Origin of the sequence: Janthinobacterium sp. GW456P (assembly GCF_002127655.1) — a bacterium.
GTDB lineage: Bacteria > Pseudomonadota > Gammaproteobacteria > Burkholderiales > Burkholderiaceae_D > Janthinobacterium.
Genome location: NZ_NEHB01000010.1, coordinates 45,471 through 64,131 on the forward strand (window position 1 = coordinate 45,471; position 18,661 = coordinate 64,131).

Annotated in this window: 19 protein-coding genes; all 19 read right to left on the reverse strand. The window is 62.1% G+C overall.

What is annotated here, in order from left to right; genetic code table 11:
* Positions 1 to 75 precede the first annotated feature (75 nt).
* Positions 76 to 678 carry a TetR/AcrR family transcriptional regulator gene (locus CBW66_RS11115; RefSeq protein WP_086140281.1) on the reverse strand — a complete coding sequence of 201 codons (603 nt, stop codon included), beginning with the start codon at positions 676 to 678 and terminating at the stop codon, positions 76 to 78.
* Positions 679 to 935: 257 nt separating this feature from the next.
* The gene (locus CBW66_RS11120) at positions 936 to 1,325 is read right to left on the reverse strand and encodes an RNA-binding S4 domain-containing protein (protein WP_086140282.1); all 390 of its coding nucleotides are present in this window, start codon (positions 1,323 to 1,325) and stop codon (positions 936 to 938) included.
* Positions 1,322 to 2,485: a cardiolipin synthase ClsB gene (clsB, locus tag CBW66_RS11125; RefSeq protein ID WP_086140283.1), complete on the reverse strand. Its 1,164-nt coding sequence runs from the start codon at positions 2,483 to 2,485 to the stop codon at positions 1,322 to 1,324. The genes CBW66_RS11120 and clsB overlap by 4 nt, the downstream gene beginning before the upstream one ends.
* 9 nt (positions 2,486 to 2,494) lie before the next feature.
* On the reverse strand, positions 2,495 to 3,316 hold the full coding sequence (locus CBW66_RS11130; protein WP_086140284.1) for an endonuclease/exonuclease/phosphatase family protein: 822 nt from the start codon (positions 3,314 to 3,316) through the stop codon (positions 2,495 to 2,497).
* A gap of 72 nt (positions 3,317 to 3,388) precedes the next feature.
* Positions 3,389 to 3,682, reverse strand: coding sequence for a hypothetical protein (locus tag CBW66_RS11135; protein ID WP_046682130.1), 294 nt, complete (start codon positions 3,680 to 3,682; stop codon positions 3,389 to 3,391).
* Between the two features lie 18 nt (positions 3,683 to 3,700).
* On the reverse strand, positions 3,701 to 4,165 hold the full coding sequence (nudB, locus tag CBW66_RS11140; RefSeq protein WP_086140295.1) for a dihydroneopterin triphosphate diphosphatase: 465 nt from the start codon (positions 4,163 to 4,165) through the stop codon (positions 3,701 to 3,703).
* An 83-nt stretch (positions 4,166 to 4,248) separates the two neighbouring features.
* Positions 4,249 to 6,045, reverse strand: coding sequence for an aspartate--tRNA ligase (gene aspS, locus CBW66_RS11145; RefSeq protein WP_086140286.1), 1,797 nt, complete (start codon positions 6,043 to 6,045; stop codon positions 4,249 to 4,251).
* A gap of 69 nt (positions 6,046 to 6,114) precedes the next feature.
* The gene (locus tag CBW66_RS11150) at positions 6,115 to 6,756 is read right to left on the reverse strand and encodes a DUF502 domain-containing protein (RefSeq protein WP_086140287.1); all 642 of its coding nucleotides are present in this window, start codon (positions 6,754 to 6,756) and stop codon (positions 6,115 to 6,117) included.
* Positions 6,757 to 6,795: 39 nt separating this feature from the next.
* Entirely contained in the window at positions 6,796 to 7,104 is a 309-nt protein-coding gene (locus CBW66_RS11155; protein WP_086140288.1) for an FmdB family zinc ribbon protein, read from the reverse strand.
* Between the two features lie 91 nt (positions 7,105 to 7,195).
* Positions 7,196 to 7,798: a methyltransferase gene (locus CBW66_RS11160; RefSeq protein ID WP_086140289.1), complete on the reverse strand. Its 603-nt coding sequence runs from the start codon at positions 7,796 to 7,798 to the stop codon at positions 7,196 to 7,198.
* Between the two features lie 19 nt (positions 7,799 to 7,817).
* Entirely contained in the window at positions 7,818 to 9,389 is a 1,572-nt protein-coding gene (gene ubiB / locus CBW66_RS11165) for a ubiquinone biosynthesis regulatory protein kinase UbiB (RefSeq protein ID WP_086140290.1), read from the reverse strand.
* Entirely contained in the window at positions 9,386 to 10,024 is a 639-nt protein-coding gene (locus CBW66_RS11170) for an SCP2 domain-containing protein (protein WP_230492229.1), read from the reverse strand. The genes ubiB and CBW66_RS11170 overlap by 4 nt, the downstream gene beginning before the upstream one ends.
* A gap of 152 nt (positions 10,025 to 10,176) precedes the next feature.
* A complete protein-coding gene (locus tag CBW66_RS11175) occupies positions 10,177 to 11,115 on the reverse strand; it encodes a Tim44 domain-containing protein (RefSeq protein WP_086153629.1) in 939 nt (312 codons plus the stop codon).
* Between the two features lie 31 nt (positions 11,116 to 11,146).
* On the reverse strand, positions 11,147 to 11,881 hold the full coding sequence (ubiE, locus tag CBW66_RS11180; RefSeq protein ID WP_034778407.1) for a bifunctional demethylmenaquinone methyltransferase/2-methoxy-6-polyprenyl-1,4-benzoquinol methylase UbiE: 735 nt from the start codon (positions 11,879 to 11,881) through the stop codon (positions 11,147 to 11,149).
* 42 nt (positions 11,882 to 11,923) lie between these two features.
* A complete protein-coding gene (locus CBW66_RS11185) occupies positions 11,924 to 13,168 on the reverse strand; it encodes an RNA polymerase sigma factor (RefSeq protein ID WP_086138993.1) in 1,245 nt (414 codons plus the stop codon).
* Positions 13,168 to 13,512: a YciI family protein gene (locus CBW66_RS11190; RefSeq protein ID WP_086138994.1), complete on the reverse strand. Its 345-nt coding sequence runs from the start codon at positions 13,510 to 13,512 to the stop codon at positions 13,168 to 13,170. The genes CBW66_RS11185 and CBW66_RS11190 overlap by 1 nt, the downstream gene beginning before the upstream one ends.
* A 96-nt stretch (positions 13,513 to 13,608) precedes the next feature.
* The gene (locus CBW66_RS11195) at positions 13,609 to 14,073 is read right to left on the reverse strand and encodes a gamma-butyrobetaine hydroxylase-like domain-containing protein (RefSeq protein WP_086138995.1); all 465 of its coding nucleotides are present in this window, start codon (positions 14,071 to 14,073) and stop codon (positions 13,609 to 13,611) included.
* Between the two features lie 9 nt (positions 14,074 to 14,082).
* Complete coding sequence (locus tag CBW66_RS11200) at positions 14,083 to 14,532, reverse strand: HIT family protein (RefSeq protein WP_086138996.1); 450 nt, start codon at positions 14,530 to 14,532, stop codon at positions 14,083 to 14,085.
* Complete coding sequence (locus CBW66_RS11205) at positions 14,532 to 18,572, reverse strand: DUF3683 domain-containing protein (RefSeq protein ID WP_086138997.1); 4,041 nt, start codon at positions 18,570 to 18,572, stop codon at positions 14,532 to 14,534. Before CBW66_RS11205 ends, CBW66_RS11200 begins: the two co-directional genes overlap by 1 nt.
* Between the last annotated feature and the right edge of the window lie 89 nt (positions 18,573 to 18,661).

The following is an 18,661-nucleotide window of genomic DNA, read 5'->3' on the forward strand; positions in this document are numbered from 1 at the left end:
TTTTCTCCTGAAGGCGATTAGCTAAAGTGTTGTACTTGTAGTACGTGTGCGTTGTTGCGGATACTGCCTGACGGCTTATTTGCTTGTGACGCAATTCTGGTACGACGCCAGCAGGCGGATAAAGCCCGCTTGCGCCCGTTCGATGCTGCCCGGCACGCGCAGGAAGCGCGCATCGTGATGCAGGGCCAGGATCAGGCCATACATCTCGTACACCAGCTGCTGGGCGTCCGTGTCCGCTTTCAGGTCGCCCGTGGCGATCGATTGCTCGACACAGCGCAGCAATGCGCCCTGCCAGGCCCGTACCATGGCCACCAGGGCCTCGCGGATGGGACCGGGACGGTCGTCATACTCGACGGCGCCGCTGATATAGATGCAGCCGGAAGCGATTTCCACGCTGACCCGCTTGACCCAGCGCGCAAACATCGATTGCAGGCGCTGGATGCCGCGTGGTTCTTTCATGCTGGGGAAAAAGACTTCTTGCTCGAAACGATAGTGATAAAGCTTCAGCACTTCCATCTGCAAGTCCTCGCGCGAGCCGAAGTGGGCAAACACGCCCGACTTGCTCATGTTCATTTTGTCCGCAAGCAGCCCAATGGTCAGGCCTTCCAGGCCGTCGCGGCTGGACAGGTCCAGCGCCACGTCGAGGATGGCTGCACGGGTCAGTTCGCCCTTGCGCATGAATTTGACTGAAGTATTCAAGATGTCCGTTCTCAAAGTGATGTTGCCGATTTGGCGGACTGAAGCGAAGGTAAAAAAAAGCACGCTTCGAAAAAATCCGAACGCTCGTACTATTATCCACTACCACGTAAAAGTCAAACGGGAACTTTAGAGCCGGCGTTCTATTGGTGCAGCGCAGCATTTTTTGACTGCGTGTTTGTATCGGTTTCAGGCGGCAAAAGCGCCGCGCGCCCTTGCCTTGTAGTAACAATCGCGCCTCAGTCGAGGCCGCCAGCCTTGCTCAATTGACGGCGGTCGCGCTTGGTCGGACGCCCCTTGATGGTGCTGCCCGGCTCGCGGAACAGCTTGCGTTGCTCGGCCAGTTGCTCGCGGCGGGCGATGCTGGCCGGCGTTTCTTCATACAGCAGGCGCGCCACGGGCGCCGCGCCGCGCTTGTCGGACAGGCCCAGCACGGCCACTTCCCACGTTTCCGCGCCATTGTCGATAGCCAGCTCGTCGCCCACGCGCACGCTGCGCGCCGGTTTCACGCGCTCGCCGCCCACTTTGACCTTGCCCGTGTCGACGGCTTCGCTGGCCAGCGAGCGCGTCTTGAAAAAGCGCGCCGCCCACAGCCATTTGTCCAGCCTGACCGTTGTCATCTCGTTCATGCGTACTTGCCTACTGAAAAAATGCGCATCACCAGCCGGTACGCGAAAAATGCGGCCTCATAGCCGAGGCGGCGGAAGCGGCCGATGTGCTTGAAATCATCCTGGTGAATCACGATGCCGTCGGCCACGCCCTGCTCTATGTGCTGGCGCAAGCTTTGCGCGAAGGCCACGTCCTTGACGACCACGTTCGCTTCCTGGTTCAGGAACAGGCTCAGCGCATCAATATTGCTGGACCCCACCGTCGCCCAGTCATCGTCGACGACGGCCACCTTGGCATGCAGCTGCGTCTTGCGGTATTCGACGATTTTCACGCCGGCGGCCAGCAGTTTCGGATAAAACGAGTGCGCCACGGCGTCTTGCATGCGGAACTCGCCCACGCCGATCAGCAGCACCACGTCCACGCCGCGCTGGGCCGCCTGCGCCAGCGCGCGGCGCAGCTTGTGTCCGGGGGCGAAATACGGGTTGGCCAGCATCACGCTTTTCCTCGCCTGGCCCAGCGCCTGCAGGTAGGCGCGCTGGATGGTGCGGCGGTTGCGCAGATTGTCGCGCACGACGAAGCCGGCGACGACGGGGTTTTTCGCCAGCTCCTTGCTGACGACGCGCATCTTGCGGTACAGCTTGATACGCCGCACCAGGTTCATCTTGCCCAGCCGCGCCCACTGCGCCTGTACTTCCTCGTGGATGGCATCAACCAGCGGGCCCTTCACCTGTACGGCGAAATCCCAGCGTGGCGCTTCCAGGCTGATGTTGTGGTCGTAGTCGCAAAACATGTCGTCGTTGATATTGATGCCGCCCACCAGGGCAATTTCTCCATCGGCGACGCAGATCTTGCGGTGCGTGCGCGTGATGCCGCGCCGGAACCACGGGTTGAAGATGCGGTGATGCACGCCGGCCGCTTCCAGCTGCGCATGCATGGCATTGACCCGGCGATTGCCCGTGCCGAACCAGTCCGTGATCATGCACACCAGCACGCCGCGCGCGGCCGCACGCTTCAGGGCGTCGAGCACCAGGGTGCCCGTCGCATCGTCGGCAAAGATATAGGTTTCGAAATAGACTTCCGAGCGCGCGCCGTCGATGGCGGCGATCAGCGCGGGAAAGTAATCGGTGCCGCAATACAGCAGCTGGATGTCGTTGTGGGCGATGAAATTGACTGTACGCATGCCGGCAGTCTACGCGAGTTTCAAAGCGGCAACTATCGGCGCGTGGTCCGACAATTTTGCCCACAGGGTGCCATGCATCACTTGCGCGCCTTCCACATGGAAACCGCGCACATAGATGCGGTCCAGGCGGAACCACGGCAAGGCGGCGGGAAAGGTGCGCGCCGGCACGGGCACGGGCGTTTTCGTCTGGCGCCGCGCCAGGGTGCGCACCAGGTCGCCCAGGGCCGAGTTCGACGCGCGCTGGTCGAACACTTCCACTACGCCCAGCGCATTGCGCAGCTTGTCGCTGAGCGTGTTGCGCCAGTCGTTGAAATCGCCGGCGATGATGACGGGCTCGCCATTCGGCGCCGATTCCATGACGGCATCGATCAGCGCCTGCGTCTGCCTTCCCCGCCCCGATTCGAACAGGCCCAGGTGGACCACATAGCAATGCACGTCGGCCTGCGGCGTCTTGAGCATGCAATGCAGGATGCCGCGCTGCTCGTAGGCATGGTCGGACACGTCGTGGTTGGTTTGCGAAGCGATGGGAAACTTGCTCAGCAAGGCATTGCCATGGTGGCCATGGTCGTACACGGCATTCATGCCGTACGCGGAATGGTGCTCGGCGCCGGCAAAGAATTCGTGCTGCGACGCTTCCGGCCAATGCTTGTGACCGTTTTTCTCGGCGCCATAGCGGGCCGCATTGCGGTCGTGCTTGCCTTGCACTTCCTGCAAAAAAACGACATCAGCATTGAAGAGAGCAATCGCCTGCTTCAATGCATGAACCCTGGGCAAGCCCCGCACGGAGGAGACACCCTTGTGGATATTATAAGTTGCTACGCGGATTTTCATGCCTTGATTCTACTCCCAGACCGGGCCCGCGCGGCGCCAGCGTAGGTGCGCGTGCGCACCTACCACGCACAATCAGGCCAGCATGCGTCCCACGCCCGCCGTCACGCTGACGATCAGCGCGGTGATGCCGGCCGCCCAGACGATCTTGACCAGCAGCGGCGCGCCGCGCCAGGCCACGGTGCGCTTGCCCTTGGCAAACGCGCCCGGATGCAGCAGCCAGCCGATCGCCATCAGCGGCATGCCGATCGGCGGCGTGCGGCCGGGCACGGTGGAACTAAACAGCAGGAAGATAAAGCACAGGCAAAAGACGATGCCCAGGGTGCCCAGCAGTTTTTGCTGCGCAGTCAAATGTAACCAGTTCAACATGGAATGCTTTCTAGGGAATCAGGTGGGGCGCGCCAGGCCCGTCATGGCAGGCACTTGCAAGATCGCTTCCGCGTTGGAGGAAGAAAAACAGCGGTCCGCTGCCGCCAGATACGGCAGCCACGCGTATTGCAGATGCTCGCGCGGGCTCAGAGTGATGGCGATGTCGCGCGGCACTTGCACGCTGAACACGTGTTCCGTGTTGCGCGTCACGCCGGGAGCATAGCGGTGACGCCAGATCGGATAGATTTCGTACACATTCGACAAGTTCCAGTCGCGCAGCACGATATCGCGCCCATCGGCGACGATGCCGGTTTCCTCGCACAGTTCGCGCGCGGCCGTCTGCAGCAGCGGTTCGTCGACGGCATCGACGGAACCCGTCACCGATTGCCAGAAGCCGGGCTGGCCAGCGCGTTCGATCAGCAAGACGTCAAGCTCGGCCGTATGAATGACGACCAGCACGGAAACAGGGATTTTATGGCTCATATCAGGAATAAAAAAGGCGCCGTGAAAGCGCCTCTTTTGCATAGTGGAGCAAACAGCGGCTGCCGGGGCAGCCGCATGCCACATTACACTACTTTAGGCTCGGCGCTGCGCAGACGGATGTGCAGTTCGCGCAATTGCTTCTCGTCCACTTCCGACGGCGCATGGGTCAGCAAGTCTTGCGCGCGCTGGGTTTTCGGGAAGGCGATCACGTCGCGGATCGATTCGGAACCCGTCATCATGGTCACGATACGGTCCAGGCCGAATGCCAGGCCGCCATGCGGTGGCGCGCCGTATTGCAGGGCGTCGAGCAGGAAGCCGAACTTCAGCTGCGCTTCTTCCGCATCGATCTTCAGTGCGCGGAACACTTTCGACTGCACTTCTTCGCGGTGGATGCGGATCGAACCGCCGCCCAGTTCCCATCCGTTCAAGACCATGTCGTAAGCCTTGGCGATGCAGGCGCCCGGATTGGTTTCCAGCATGTCTTCATGGCCGTCTTTCGGCGCCGTGAATGGATGGTGGGTCGCCGTCCAGCGGTCCGCTTCCTCGTCGTGTTCGAACATTGGGAAGTCGACCACCCACAATGGTTTCCATACGTCTTCGAACAGGCCGGCTTTCTTGCCGAACTCGCTGTGACCGATTTTCACGCGCAGCGCGCCGATGGCGTCGTTGACAACTTTCGCCTTGTCGGCGCCGAAGAAGATCAGGTCGCCGTCTTGCGCGCCCGTCTGCTCGAGGATCGTGGCCAGCACGTCGGCAGGCAGGAACTTGACGATCGGCGACTGCAAGCCTTCAGGACCCTTGGCTTTCTCGTTGACCTTGATGTAGGCGAGGCCCTTGGCGCCGTAGATGGCAACGAACTGGGTATAGGCGTCGATTTCCGAACGCGGCATGCTGCCGCCGCCTGGAATACGCAGGGCCACCACGCGGCCGTTCGGCATGTTGGCCGCGCCGTTGAAGACCTTGAATTCGACCGACTTCATGACTTCGGTCAAGTCCGTGAAGGCCAGCTTGACGCGCATGTCCGGCTTGTCGGAACCGTACAGGCCCATCGCTTCGGCGAAATCCATCACCGGGAACGGGTTCGGCAAGTCGATGTTCAGCGTGTTCTTGAAGACGACGCGTATCATGTCCTCGAACAGGTCGCGGATTTCCTGTTCCGTCAGGAACGAGGTTTCGCAATCGATCTGCGTGAATTCAGGCTGGCGGTCGGCGCGCAGGTCTTCGTCGCGGAAGCACTTGGTGATCTGGTAGTAACGGTCGAAGTTAGCGACCATCAACAGTTGCTTGAACAACTGTGGCGATTGCGGCAAGGCGAAGAAGCTGCCCGCGTTCACGCGCGACGGCACCAGGTAGTCGCGCGCGCCTTCTGGCGTCGACTTGGTCAGCATCGGCGTTTCGATATCGATGAAGCCCAGCGCGTCGAGGTACTTGCGCACTTCCATCGTCACCTTGTAGCGCAGGCGCAGGTTGTTCTGCATTTGCGGGCGGCGCAGATCCAGCACGCGGTGCGTCAGGCGCGTCGTTTCCGACAGGTTGTCGTCGTCGAGCTGGAACGGCACGGGCACGGAAGGGTTCAGCACTTCCAGCTCCGAGCAGACCACTTCGATCTTGCCCGACTTCAGGTTGTTGTTGATCGTGCCTTCGATACGGTTGGTGACGACGCCCGTCACGCGCAGGCAGAATTCGTTGCGCACGGCTTCGGCGACCTTGAACATCTCCGCTTGTTCCGGGTTGCAGACGATTTGCACCAGGCCTTCGCGGTCGCGCAAGTCGATGAAGATCAGGCTGCCGTGGTCGCGGCGGCGATGTACCCAGCCGCACAGGCTGACGGTTTGTCCCAGCATGGCTTCGGTAACGAGGCCGCAGTATTCAGTACGCATAGACATAAAATTCTCAGTTCAGGTTAGTGAGTGTTCAATCCGGCCACGTCCCGCATGGGACGCCTGCCTCTATTCTTTGGCTGCCGGGGCCGGTACAGCAACAACTTCCGCAGGCGCCACCACGCCCATCGAGACGATATATTTGAGCGCCGCGTCGACGCTCATGTCGAGTTCGACGACATCGCTGCGCTTCATCATCAGGAAAAAGCCCGATGTCGGATTCGGCGTCGTCGGCACGTACACGCTGACATAGTCGCCCACCAGGTGGTTCGCCGCATCGCCGCCCGGCACGCCGGTCAGGAAAGCGATGGTCCAGGAGTTCTGGTGCGGATACGGCACCAGCACGGCCTTGCGGAAGGCATTGCCCGACGGGGAAAACAGGGTATCCGACACTTGCTTGACGCTCGAATACAGGGAATTGACGATGGGTATGCGTTGCAGCAGTTTCTCCCACAGTTTCACCACGTAATTGCCGACCAGGTTATTGGTCAGCAAGCCCGTGAAGAACACGATCAGCACCGTCAAGACCGTGCCCAGGCCGGGAATGGTGCTCAGCGGGGGAACCTTGTGGCCGAACCAGACGCTGGGCTGCGTACTGCCAGGCACCAGCAACAGCGACTGGTCCATCGTGCTGATCACCAGATTCAGGACCCAGGCCGTGATGGCCAGGGGCACCAAAATCAGTAATCCGGTAATAAAGTATTTACGCATCGGTTTCTCGGTAAGGGATGTGGCGGCGCGGCGCGCGTCTCAGTCCGCTTTTGGCGCAGTTGTCGCCGGGGCGGGCGCAGGCGCAGCGGCAGGCGCGCTGTCGGCGGCCGGGGCGGGCTTGGCGTTATCGGCCGGGCCCGTCGGAATGGCCGTGGTGGGCGCCGTGCCGCCGCGGAAATCGGTCGCGTACCAGCCAGTGCCCTTCAATTGGAAACCGGCGGCCGTCAATTGTTTCTTGAAACTGGGCTTGCCGCACGACAGGCACACCGTCAGTACTGGATCGGAGATCTTTTGCAAGACATCCTTGGCAAAACCACACTCGTCACAACGGTAAGCGTAAATCGGCATCTCTACTCCGAGAAAATCATCAAAAACCCTGAATTATAAAGCCTTTCCGCCATTCCCAGCGGAAAATGCCCGCCCGCTCGGCCTGTCAGGCTCAGTCCGCCCGGCGGCGCCAGCTCATCCAGCGCTCCTTGCCCGCGAAGACAGCGATGGAATCGTCGACGGCGTCGTCGGCCAGGCAGTCGAAATGGGGCGCCAGCAATTGCTGCAGTGTTTCACGCGAAATACCGAACGGCGGCCCCTTGGCATTATCGTCAAAGAAAAAGTAACCGGCCAGCATGGCGCCCGGCGCCAGCAGCTGCGCCCAGCGGGCCGCCACCTGCGGCCACATGGCGCGCGGCATGGCACACAAAAAGGCCCGTTCATAGATCAGGTCCAGCGGCGCGGCGGGCTGCCAGGCAAAGAAATCCGCTTCCACGACCTGCCCTGCCCGCGCACCGACGACAGCGCGCGCGGCGGCCACGGCGGCCGGCGAAAAGTCGATGGCCGTGGCATCCCAGCCGTGATCGAGCATGAACACCAGTTCATACGCGGAGCCGCAGCCGGGAATCAGGCAGCGCAGCGGCGCCGGGCTGCCGGCCACGAAGCTGCGCAGGCGCGACGGCACGCCGCCATGGTCCCAAGGCGTGAATTGCTTCTCGAAACGCTCATCCCAGAAGGCGGGCGAGAGCGGGTCGCGGGTAGTGAAGTCAGCCATCACTTACGTCCTCAGCGAGTTAAAATGGCAGTTGATGCCAGCGCATGAACACTTGCAAGCCCAGCGCGCCCAGAGCGAAGGCGCCGACGAAGTACACGATAAAACTCAGCAAGCGGTTCGTCTGGCGTTGTTCCGCCAGCAAGGTTTTCATCAGTTCCACGTCGTTCTCGCGCGGTTCGCCATGCACGGTCAGGGCCTGGTGCAGCAAGCGCGGCAGCTGCGGGAAGATGTGCGCATAGCGGGGCGCCTCGGCGCGCAGGCGTTCCATGAAGCCTTGCGGCCCCACCTGGTTGCTCATCCATTTTTCCAGGTAGGGCTTGGCCGTTTGCCACAGGTCCAGTTCCGGATCGAGCTGGCGGCCCAGGCCTTCGATATTGAGCAAGGTCTTTTGCAGCAGCACCAGTTGCGGCTGCACTTCCACGTTGAAGCGGCGCGAGGTCTGGAACAGGCGCAGCAGCACCTGGCCGAACGAGATATCCTTCAGCGGCCGGTCGAAGATCGGCTCGCAGCAGGCGCGCACGGCCGCTTCCAGCTCATCGACGCGCGTATCTTTCGGCGCCCAGCCCGATTCGATGTGCGCCTCGGCCACGCGCTTGTAATCGCGGCGGAAGAAGGCGAGGAAATTTTGCGACAGATAATCCTTGTCGTAGTCGTTCAACGTACCCACGATGCCAAAGTCCAGCGCGATGTAGCGGCCGAACGATTCGGGGGCAATCGATACGAGAATATTGCCCGGATGCATGTCTGCATGGAAAAAGCCATCACGGAACACTTGCGTGAAGAAAATTTCCACGCCATCGCTGGAGAGCTTGCGCAAATCCACGCCGGCCGCCACCAGGCGCTCGGTCTGCGACACGGGAATCCCATACATGCGTTCCATGACGATCACGCTGCTGGAACAATAGTCCCAGTGCATTTCGGGCACCAGCAGCAAGTCCGAGTTGGCGAAGTTGCGGCGCAGCTGGCTGGCATTGGCCGCCTCGCGCATCAGGTCCAGCTCGTCGTGCAGGTATTTGTCGAACTCGCCCACCACCTCTTTCGGTTTCAAACGCTTGCTGTCGGCCCACAGGCGGCTGGTCCAGTCGGCCGCGATGTGCATCAGGGCCACGTCTTCGTCGATCAGCTTTTTCATGCCTGGACGCAAGACCTTCACGGCCACTTCGCGGCCATCTTTCAGGGTGGCGAAGTGCACCTGGGCAATGGAGGCGGACGCCACCGGCTCGCGCTCGAAGCGGGCGAACAGCTGGTCCGGATGCGCGCCCAGCGAACGCGTGATCTGCGCGATGGCCAGGTCGGAATCGAAGGGCGGCACCCGGTCTTGCAGGCGCGCCAGTTCTTCGGCGATGTCGGGCGGCATCAGGTCGCGCCGGGTCGATAGCACCTGGCCGAACTTGACGAAAATCGGGCCCAGCTCTTCCAGCGCCAGGCGCAGGCGCAAGCCGCGTGGCGACGACAGGTCGCGCCAGAAAATCAGGGTGTCGATCAATTTGGCGGTGCGGGGAACTTGCAGACCAGAAATCGCTATCTCATCCAGACCGTACTTGATGGAAACACGGATGATTTTAAACAGGCGCAGGAATTTCAATATCATGTAGACAAATCCGGTGAGGAGGACTGCGGCTGGACGGCGGCGGCCGCCTTTTCCAGCCGGGCAAGGCGCTTGGCCAGGCGTTCGACGTCATCGCGCACGCGCGTCACGCCAGCGGAATACTCTTGCAGGGTGGAAGGACGGATCAGCATGGGCTGTTCGTCGAGAAAATATTCGGCCACGTTTTCCGCCAGCTTTTGCTGGCCCGTGCGCACAAAGGCGGCGGCATCTTTCGCACCGGAAACGAGGCGCGTGGCCAGCATGGGGCCGACGACCTTTTCCAGGTCGTGCTCGGCTTCCCAGCGCAAGCCCTTGCTCAATTGCGAAATCGCATTGGCAAACTCGGCATCGCCTTCAATCTTGACGTAGGAAAACGCCCGCTCGCGGTTTTGCAGGATCAGCGGCACATCGGACAATTTGACGCGGATGGTGACGCTGGCCGGCATGTCGGCCGGCGCCGCCACCAGCATGCCGGCGCTGTCGACGCGCAGGCGCAAGGCCACGGCGCCCGTGTCGATGCAGGCCAGCTTGCCGGCGTGCACGGCCAGCTGCTGGCGCGCCCACGGCTCCTGCGCCAGCAAGTGGTTGATAGTCGCGATGACGGGCGTCATCAGGGAGAGATCGGAAAGTGGTGCCATCGTGTGCCTGCGCGCCAAACGCGCCCCTAAAAATGAAAAACCGCCCGTACAACAACGCGGGCGGTTTCGATCTTACCAGTTCAGCAGGAAATATCTGTTAAGCATCATGCATTCCGCATGGACTTAAGCCATTATTCAGCAAGTTTTTACAATTAATTCAATTGCTGGATGCCGGCCAGTACCCAGCCGCTGTTGCCGCTGACGGGTTTCGACATATTCCACACTTCCGCGAACGGTTCGGCCGCGGCGCCCGGCGCCGAACGGATCAGGCCCGTAAACTTCACGCTGGCCAGATAATCGTGGACGCTCGTCTCGATCCCCAGCAGTTCGGCATCGATGGTGACGACATCGGTAAAGTCCGGCTGCGCGCCCCGCTCCTGGATTTGCATGCGCAGTTCCGCATACACTTCCGGCGACGTGAATTCGCGGATATCGTTGACGTCGGCCTTGTCCCAGGCCGCTTGCAGGCGAATGAAGTTGCTTTTCGCGTGGCGCAGGAAGGATTCCTTGTCGAAGTCGCTTGGCACGCCCCATGGCGCCGCGGCCGGAGCCGGCTTGTCCAGTCCGACGCCGGACGAAACGGGTTGCAGCGGCGGCAGCGGTGGAATGGACGAACCGATGTCGGGCACGTTGCCGGCCGGCGCAGGCTGGTTGCCGAAGCCGGCGAACGGCGCATTGCCGGCGTTAGTATCGCGCTTGCCACGCACCATGCGGTAGATGAAGAAGGCCACGCCAGCGAGCAAAGCCACCATCAGCAGGGTGCTGATCATGCTGGCCAGGGCGCCGCCCAGGCCGAAATGCGACAGCAGCGCGCCCAGGCCCAGGCCCAGCAAGGCGCCACCCAATATACCCTTCCAGCGGCTCGGCGCCTTGGCGGCGGGTGCCGGTGCAGGGGCCGGCGCTGGTTGCGCCTGGCGTGGCGCGGCAGCCGGCGCCGGGGTCGGCGCAGGTGCGGGCGCCTGGCGGCCCACGTTTTGCGACTGGCGGCCAAACGAACGGCCACCGCCCATGGGACGGGCCAGCGCCTCGCCCAGCATGGATACCGTGGTCGCGGCCAGCATCATGCCGACCATAAATTTCTTCAATTTCATTCCATCTCCTAAAATCACCAACGTTGATGCATTACATCTTGATGCCGGTGTGCAAAGCGGCAATGCCTGCCGTCAAATTGTAGTACTGCACGCGCTCCAGGCCCGCCGTTTCCATCATGGTCTTCAAGGTTTCCTGGTCCGGGTGCATGCGGATCGATTCGGCCAGGTAGCGATAACTTTCCGCGTCGCCGGCGATTTTCTGCCCGAACCACGGCAACACCGAGAACGAATACAGGTCGTACGGCTTTTGCAGCGGTGCCGCCACCTTGGAAAACTCCAGCACCAGCAGCTTGCCGCCCGGTTTCAGCACGCGGCGCATTTCCGCCAGCGCCACGTCCTTGTGCGTCATGTTGCGCAGGCCAAAGGCCACGCTGACACGGTCAAAATAATTATCGGGGAAGGGCAGCTTTTCCGCGTCACACAACATGGTGGGGGTGAGCAAGCCGCGATTCAAGAGGCGGTCGCGGCCCACGCGCAACATCGACTCGTTGATATCGGTCAGCCACACTTCGCCGGTCGGGCCCGCCTGCTTGGCGAACGCCTTCGACAGGTCGCCCGTGCCGCCGGCGATGTCGAGCACCTTGAAACCGGGGCGCACGCCCGCGTTGGCAATCGTGAACGTCTTCCACAGACGGTGCAGCCCGCCCGACATCAAGTCGTTCATCACATCGTATTTGGCAGCGACGGAATGGAACACCTTGGCGACTTCGCGCACTTTGTCGTCTTCTGCAACTGTTTTGTATCCGAAATGGGTCGTATTGGTCATGGTAGGCAGTCTGTTTGAACTTGGGTGCATTATTTCGCATCATTATACAAGCGGCAGGCGCATTTCCCCGTGACGCCGGAGAAGGTATTGCCTTTCCACCGCATTCGACGCCAGCATTGCCGCCCGCGCATACGCCGCCAGCGCCCCCGGCCGGTCGCCCTGGCGGCGCAGCAAGTCGGCCCGGGCCGCGTGCAGATAGTGCGAGTTGACAAGGCTGGGCACGGCTTCCAGGCGATCGAGCCAGGCCAGCCCGTGTGCGGCGCCATGCGCCATGGCGCACGCGATCACGGCATTGAGCAAAATTAACGGTTCCGGCTTGTGCCGCAACAAGGCGCCATACAGGGCGCTGATCTGGCGCCAGTCCGTCTGGCTGGCAGTGGCTGCCCTGGCGTGCAAGGCGGCAATCGCCGCCTGCAACTGATACGGCCCGGGCGAACGCGCGGGCAAGGCCAGCGCCAGCAACGCCAGTCCTTCGGCAATCTGGGCGCCATCCCACAGGCGCCGGTCCTGCTCTTCCAGGGTCAGCAGAAAACCCTCGGGCGACAAACGCGCCGGGCCGCGCGACGCCTGCAGCAGCATCAGCGCCAATAGCCCCTGCACTTCCGGCTGGCCGGGCTGCAGGCTGTCGAGCAGCCGGCCCAGGCGCAGCGCTTCCGCGCACAAGTCGGCGCGCAGCAAGACATCACCGCCGCTGGCGCAATAACCTTCGCTGAACACCAGGTAAATCACGTGCAGCACTTGCGCCAGCCGCCGCGGCCAGTCTTGCGCCGGCGGCAACTCGAACGGGATGCGCGCCTCGGCGATCTTGCGTTTGGCGCGCAACAGGCGCTGCGACAGGGTCGCTTCCGGCACGCCGAAGGCGCGCGCGATCTCGCCCGTCGACAGGCCACACAGGGTACGCAAAGCCAGCGCCACCTGCGCCTCGGGCGCCAGCGCGGGGTGGCAGCAGATGAACAGCAGGCGCAAACGGTCGTCCTCGATGGCCTGCGTTTCTTCCAGCATGGCCGCCGGCAGGCGCGCCAGCACCGCCTCGGCCTCGCTGACGCTCTTGCCTGCGCGGCGCACATGGTCGAGGGCCGCATTGCGCGCCACGGCGCTGAGCCAGGCGGCGGGATGATCGGGCATGCCCGCCTGCGGCCACAGCTCCAGCGCCTTGCGGCACGCTTCCTGCAGCACATCTTCCACCAGGCCAAGGTCGCCGAAACGCCGCATCAGGCCGGCCAGCACCCTGCCCTTTTCCTGGCGGAAGACGCGCTCGACGGCCGCGATGGCGTCGGCGCTTGTCATTATGACGTGACGGGCCGCACCTCGATGGTGCCCAGCGCAGCCGCCGGACAACGCCCGGCCCAGGCCAGCGCCTCGTCCAGGTCGGCGCAGGCGAGCAGATAATAGCCGCCCAGCTGCTCCTTGGTTTCCGCGAACGGCCCGTCCGTGATGACGGGCTTGCCATTGCGCACGCGCACGCTGGTGGCGCTGCGCACGGGCGCCAGCTCGGCGCCGCCGCGCAGCACGCCGGCCGCCTCCAGCGCCTGCGTGTAGCTGGCAAACTCCGCCATCAGGCTGGCCATCTGGCCCTCTTGCATGACTTCATAGCGCGCCTCGTCGGCGTAGATCAGGATCATGTATTCCATAGTCTCTTCTCCAAAAGAAAAATGCCCGCAAGCGCGGGCATTCATACGACGAACGGGGCGGCGGCAATCCGACAAGATTACCGCATTATTTTTAGTTCAATGTTGATGACCGCAGCCGCCGCCGTTGCCGCCACTACCGCAGCCGCCGCCGGAAGACTGCTTGACCGTCATGTCGGCCTTGGCATCGCGGCCGCTGTCACCCGGGTAGCCGGCTGCCGCCAGCTGGTCCAGGTAGGCTTGCCACAAGGTCGCTTGTTCCGCGCCCAGCTTGTACAGATAGGCCCAGGTGTACAGGCCGGAATTGTGGCCATCGCTGAAGGTCGGCTGCACGGCGTAGTTGCCGACCGGCTCGATGCCCGTGATGCCCACCAGGCGCTTACCTAACTGCAAGGTTTCCTGGCCCTTGCCATGGCCCTGCACTTCGGCCGACGGCGAATACACGCGCAGGTATTCGAACGGCAGCGCAAATGTGCTGCCATCGTCGAAAGCCACGTCGAGCACGCGCGACTGGTTGTGCACGGTCAAGCCGGTCGGTTGGGGTGTTGCTGTTTTTTCGGTCATGACGATACTTTATGCGGATAAACGTTGAATGATAGCCTCGCGCAAGGCTGGCAACAGGGCGCGGCGCGCGGCCAGCACCTCGGGCGCCGTCTCGCGCTGCACGACAGCCCAGCTGGGGTTCGGGAAATGCGCGTCGTCGCGGTAGCGGGGAATCACGTGCCAGTGCACATGCGGCGTCATGTTGCCGAAGCTGGCCACGTTGACCTTTTCCGGCTGCATCACTTCGCGCACGGCAAGCTCGACCTGCCATACGACTTCCATCACGTAATTGCGCTCGCCGGGCGTCAAATCCGTCATTTCCTTCACGTGCCTGTTCCAGATCACGCGGCAAAAGCCGGGGTAGCTTGGGTCGTCGACGGCCACCACGGACAGGCGCTCGCTGCGCCACAGCAAGGTTTCCAGACCCTGCTTGTGGGCGTAGCCGTCCAGCAACTGACACAGATCGCAATGCGTGGACATTACACGAGCACCCGTTCGATGCCGCCGTCATTGGCGCGTTTCACGTAATCCGGCATCCAGTTCTCTCCCAGCAAGTGTTTGGCGATCTCGACGACGATGTAATCGGCCGTCGTGCCCGAATCGTCATTGTAGCGCGACAAGCCTTGCAGGCACGACGGGCAGCTGGTGAGGATCTTGACGTCGCCCGTGAAACCGTCGCCGCGCAGCTTGTCGGCGCCCTTGACCATCTCTTCTTCCTTGCGGAAACGCACTTGCGTGGAAATGTCCGGGCGCGTGACGGCCAGGGAGCCCGATTCGCCGCAGCAACGGTCGTTCTTCTCGATCTTCACGTTGTCTACCGTGCTGATCAGGGAATTGATGGTCTTGCCCGATTCCTGCAACTTCATGGGATTGTGGCATGGCTCATGGTACATATAGCGCGTGCCGTTGACGCCTTCCAGTTTCACCTGTTTTTCCAGCAAATATTCATGGATATCCATGATGCGGCAGCCGGGGAAAATCTTCTCGAACTGGTACGTGGCCAGCTGGTCGTAGCAAGTGCCGCACGATACGAGCACCGTCTTGATGTCGAGGTAATTGAGCGTGTTGGCCATGCGGTGGAACAGCACGCGGTTATCCGTCATCATCTTTTCGGCCTTGTCGAACTCGCCCGCGCCCCGTTGCGGATAACCGCAGCACAGGTAGCCAGGCGGCAAGACCGTCTGCACGCCCACTTCCCACAGCATCGCTTGCGTGGCCAGGCCCACTTGCGAGAACAAACGCTCCGAACCGCAGCCGGGGAAGTAGAACACGGCTTCCGTATCGGCCGTCGTCGTCTTCGGATTGCGGATGATCGGGATGACCTTGTCGTCTTCGATGTCGAGCAGCGCGCGCGCCGATTTCTTCGGCAGGTTGCCCGGCATTTTCTTGTTGATGAAATGGATCACCTGCGCCTTGACGGGCGGCTTGCCCGTCGATGGCGGCGGCGCCTTGGTTTGCTTCTTGGCAAATTTCTTCAGCAAATCGTGGCCCAGGCGCTGCGCCTTGTAACCCCAGCCGATCATGACCTGGCGCGTGGCGTTGATGGTCACGGGATCGGTGGCGTTGAGGAACATCATCGTGGCCTTGGTGCCCGGATTGAAGCTCTTCTTGTCCATCTTGCGCAACAAGTTGCGCATGTTCATCGACACGTCGCCGAAGTCGATATTCACGGGGCAAGGCGTCACGCATTTGTGACAGACCGTGCAGTGGTCGGCCACGTCCTCGAACTCTTCCCAATGCTTGATGGAAATACCGCGGCGCGTCTGCTCTTCGTACAAAAAGGCTTCGATCAGGGACGAGGTGGCCAAAATCTTGTCGCGCGGCGAGTACAGCAAGTTCGCGCGCGGCACGTGGGTCGAGCACACGGGTTTGCACTTGCCGCAACGCAAGCAGTCCTTGACGCTGTCGGCGATGGCGCCGATATCGCTTTGCTGCATGATCAGCGATTCGTGACCCATCAGGCCGAACGATGGCGTGTAGGCATTGCGCAAGTCGGCGCCCATGCCCGGCAGGTTCAGCAATTTACCCTTGTTGAAACGGCCTTCCGGATCAATGCGCTGCTTGTAGCTGCGGAAGTCACCGATTTCTTCTTCCGTCAGGAATTCCAGCTTGGTGATACCGATACCGTGCTCGCCAGAAATGACGCCATTGAGCGAGCGGGCCAGGATCATGATGCGGCCCACGGCTTCGTGGGCGTCTTGCAGCATGGCGTAATTGTCCGAGTTGACGGGCAAGTTCGTGTGCACGTTGCCATCGCCCGCATGCATATGCAGCGCGACAAACACGCGGCTACGCAAAATGCGCGCGTGGATGGCCGTCGCCTCGTCGAGGATCAGTTTGAAGGCGGCACCGTTGAAGATCTGGCGCAGCTGGGCGCGGATTTCCTGCTTCCAAGTAATGCGCACGGTGCGGTCCTGCACCACGTCGAACAGGGTGGCGGCCGGCTGCGTTTCCAGGCGTGCATCGAACACGGGCAGCAAGCGCTCCAGGCCCAGTTCGGCCAGTTCGCCCTTCACGTCCGCCAGCGGACGGTCGAGCTGGGCCAGCAGATAGGTCCAGCGTGCCGTCACTTGCGCCAGCAACTGCTGCGCCTGCTCTGCGCGGTCGCCCAGCATTTCAGCATCGTCGACCCTGTCGTCCGATGCGTCGTCGCTCTTACCGACTGGCAAATTGCCTTTGCCAAAGAAATCGCTGAGGGCCTCGGCCAGTTGCAGCTTGTTCTTGATCGACAGCTCGATATTGATGCGCTCGATGCCATCCGTGTATTCGCCCATGCGGTTCAGGGGAATGACGACGTCTTCATTGATCTTGAACGCATTGGTATGCTTGGCGATCGCGGCCGTGCGGGCGCGGTCAAGCCAGAATTTCTTGCGCGCTTCCGGGCTGACGGCCACAAAGCCTTCGCCCACGCGGGTATTGGCGATGCGCACCACTTCCGACGCCGCTTGCGCGACGGCGTTTTCATCGTCGCCGACGATGTCGCCAAACAGGGCCATCTTCGGCAGTACGCCCCGTTTCGACTTGGTGGCGTAGCCGACGGCGCGCAGGTAGCGCTCGTCCAGGTGCTCGAGGCCCGCCAGGCGGATGCTCGTGTATTGCTCGCCCTTGGCCGGCAAGCCGTCGAGGTAATCCTTGATTTCCACGATGGACGGAATCGCGTCGCGCGCCTGGCCGAAGAATTCCAGGCAGACGGTACGGGCGAACTTCGGCATCTTGTGCAAGATCCAGCGCGCCGATGTAATCAGGCCGTCGCAGCCTTCTTTCTGGATACCCGGCAAGCCAGCGAGGAATTTATCGGTGACGTCCTTGCCCAGGCCCTCCTTGCGGAACTTGCGACCAGGAATTTCCAGGATTTCCGTCTTGAACGGCGCGTTCGGTTTTGTCGCGTCGCGCGTGCTCGGGTGGCGCCATTCCAGCTGGAAACGTGCCAGCGCGATATCGTGGATCTTGCCCAGGTTATGGTCGAGGCGCGTGACGTCGAGCCAATCGCCGTTCGGGTCGACCATGCGCCACGAGGCCAGGTTATCGAGCGCCGTGCCCCACAGCACGGCTTTCTTGCCGCCCGCATTCATGGCGACGTTGCCGCCGATGCAAGAAGCGTGGGCCGAGGTCGGGTCGACGGCAAACACGAAGCCGGCCTTCTCCGCCGCTTCCGACACCTTGTTCGTGATCACGCCGGCGCCCGAATGGATGGTCGCGTATTCATGCGTGAGGCCTGGCAAGACCGTCATTTCCACGGCGCCCAGGGTGATGAGTTTTTCCGTGTTGATGACGGCCGACATCGGCGTCAATGGAATCGCGCCGCCCGTATAGCCGGTGCCGCCGCCGCGCGGGATGATGGTCAGCCCCAGCTCGATACAGCCCTTGACCAGGCCGGCCATTTCCTCTTCCGTGTCGGGCGTGAGCACGACGAACGGATACTCCACGCGCCAGTCGGTGGCATCCGTCACGTGCGAGACGCGCGTCATGCCGTCGAAGCGCACGTTATGTTTTTCCGTGTAGCGGCCCAGCACCTTGACTGTGCGCTTGCGCAAGTCATAGGTCTTGCGGAATTCATCGCCAAAATCGGCCACGGCCTTGCTGGCTGCCTTGAGCAGCAGTTCGACGTTATGGCTGCGCGCCTGCGCCACTTCCGGCGCTTCGCCACTGGCGGCTACGTCGCCGCCGGCCGCATCGATGGACAGGCGGCGCTTGTCGACTTCGGCCAGGCGGTGATGCAAGGCATCGATCAAGCCCTGGCGGCGCTTCGGATTGTCGAGCAAGTCATCCTGCAGATACGGGTTGCGGCGCACCACCCAGATATCGCCCAGCACCTCGTACAGCATGCGGGCCGAACGGCCCGTCTGGCGGGCGCCGCGCAGCTCGTCGAGCAGGCGCCAGGAGTCCTCCCCCAACAGGCGTATGACGATCTCGCGATCGGAAAACGACGTGTAGTTATACGGGATTTCGCGCAGGCGGCTTGCTGCGGGACCATTCGGCGTTTCTGCCAGTAAAGCTTGGATTTGTGCGGGAGCGTTCATGGAGTGTGGTGACGGTGTGGACTGGACCCTAAAGACCCATTTTATCTTATTGCGCCGCACCATGCGGGAACAGCCTTATGCCGCCCAAG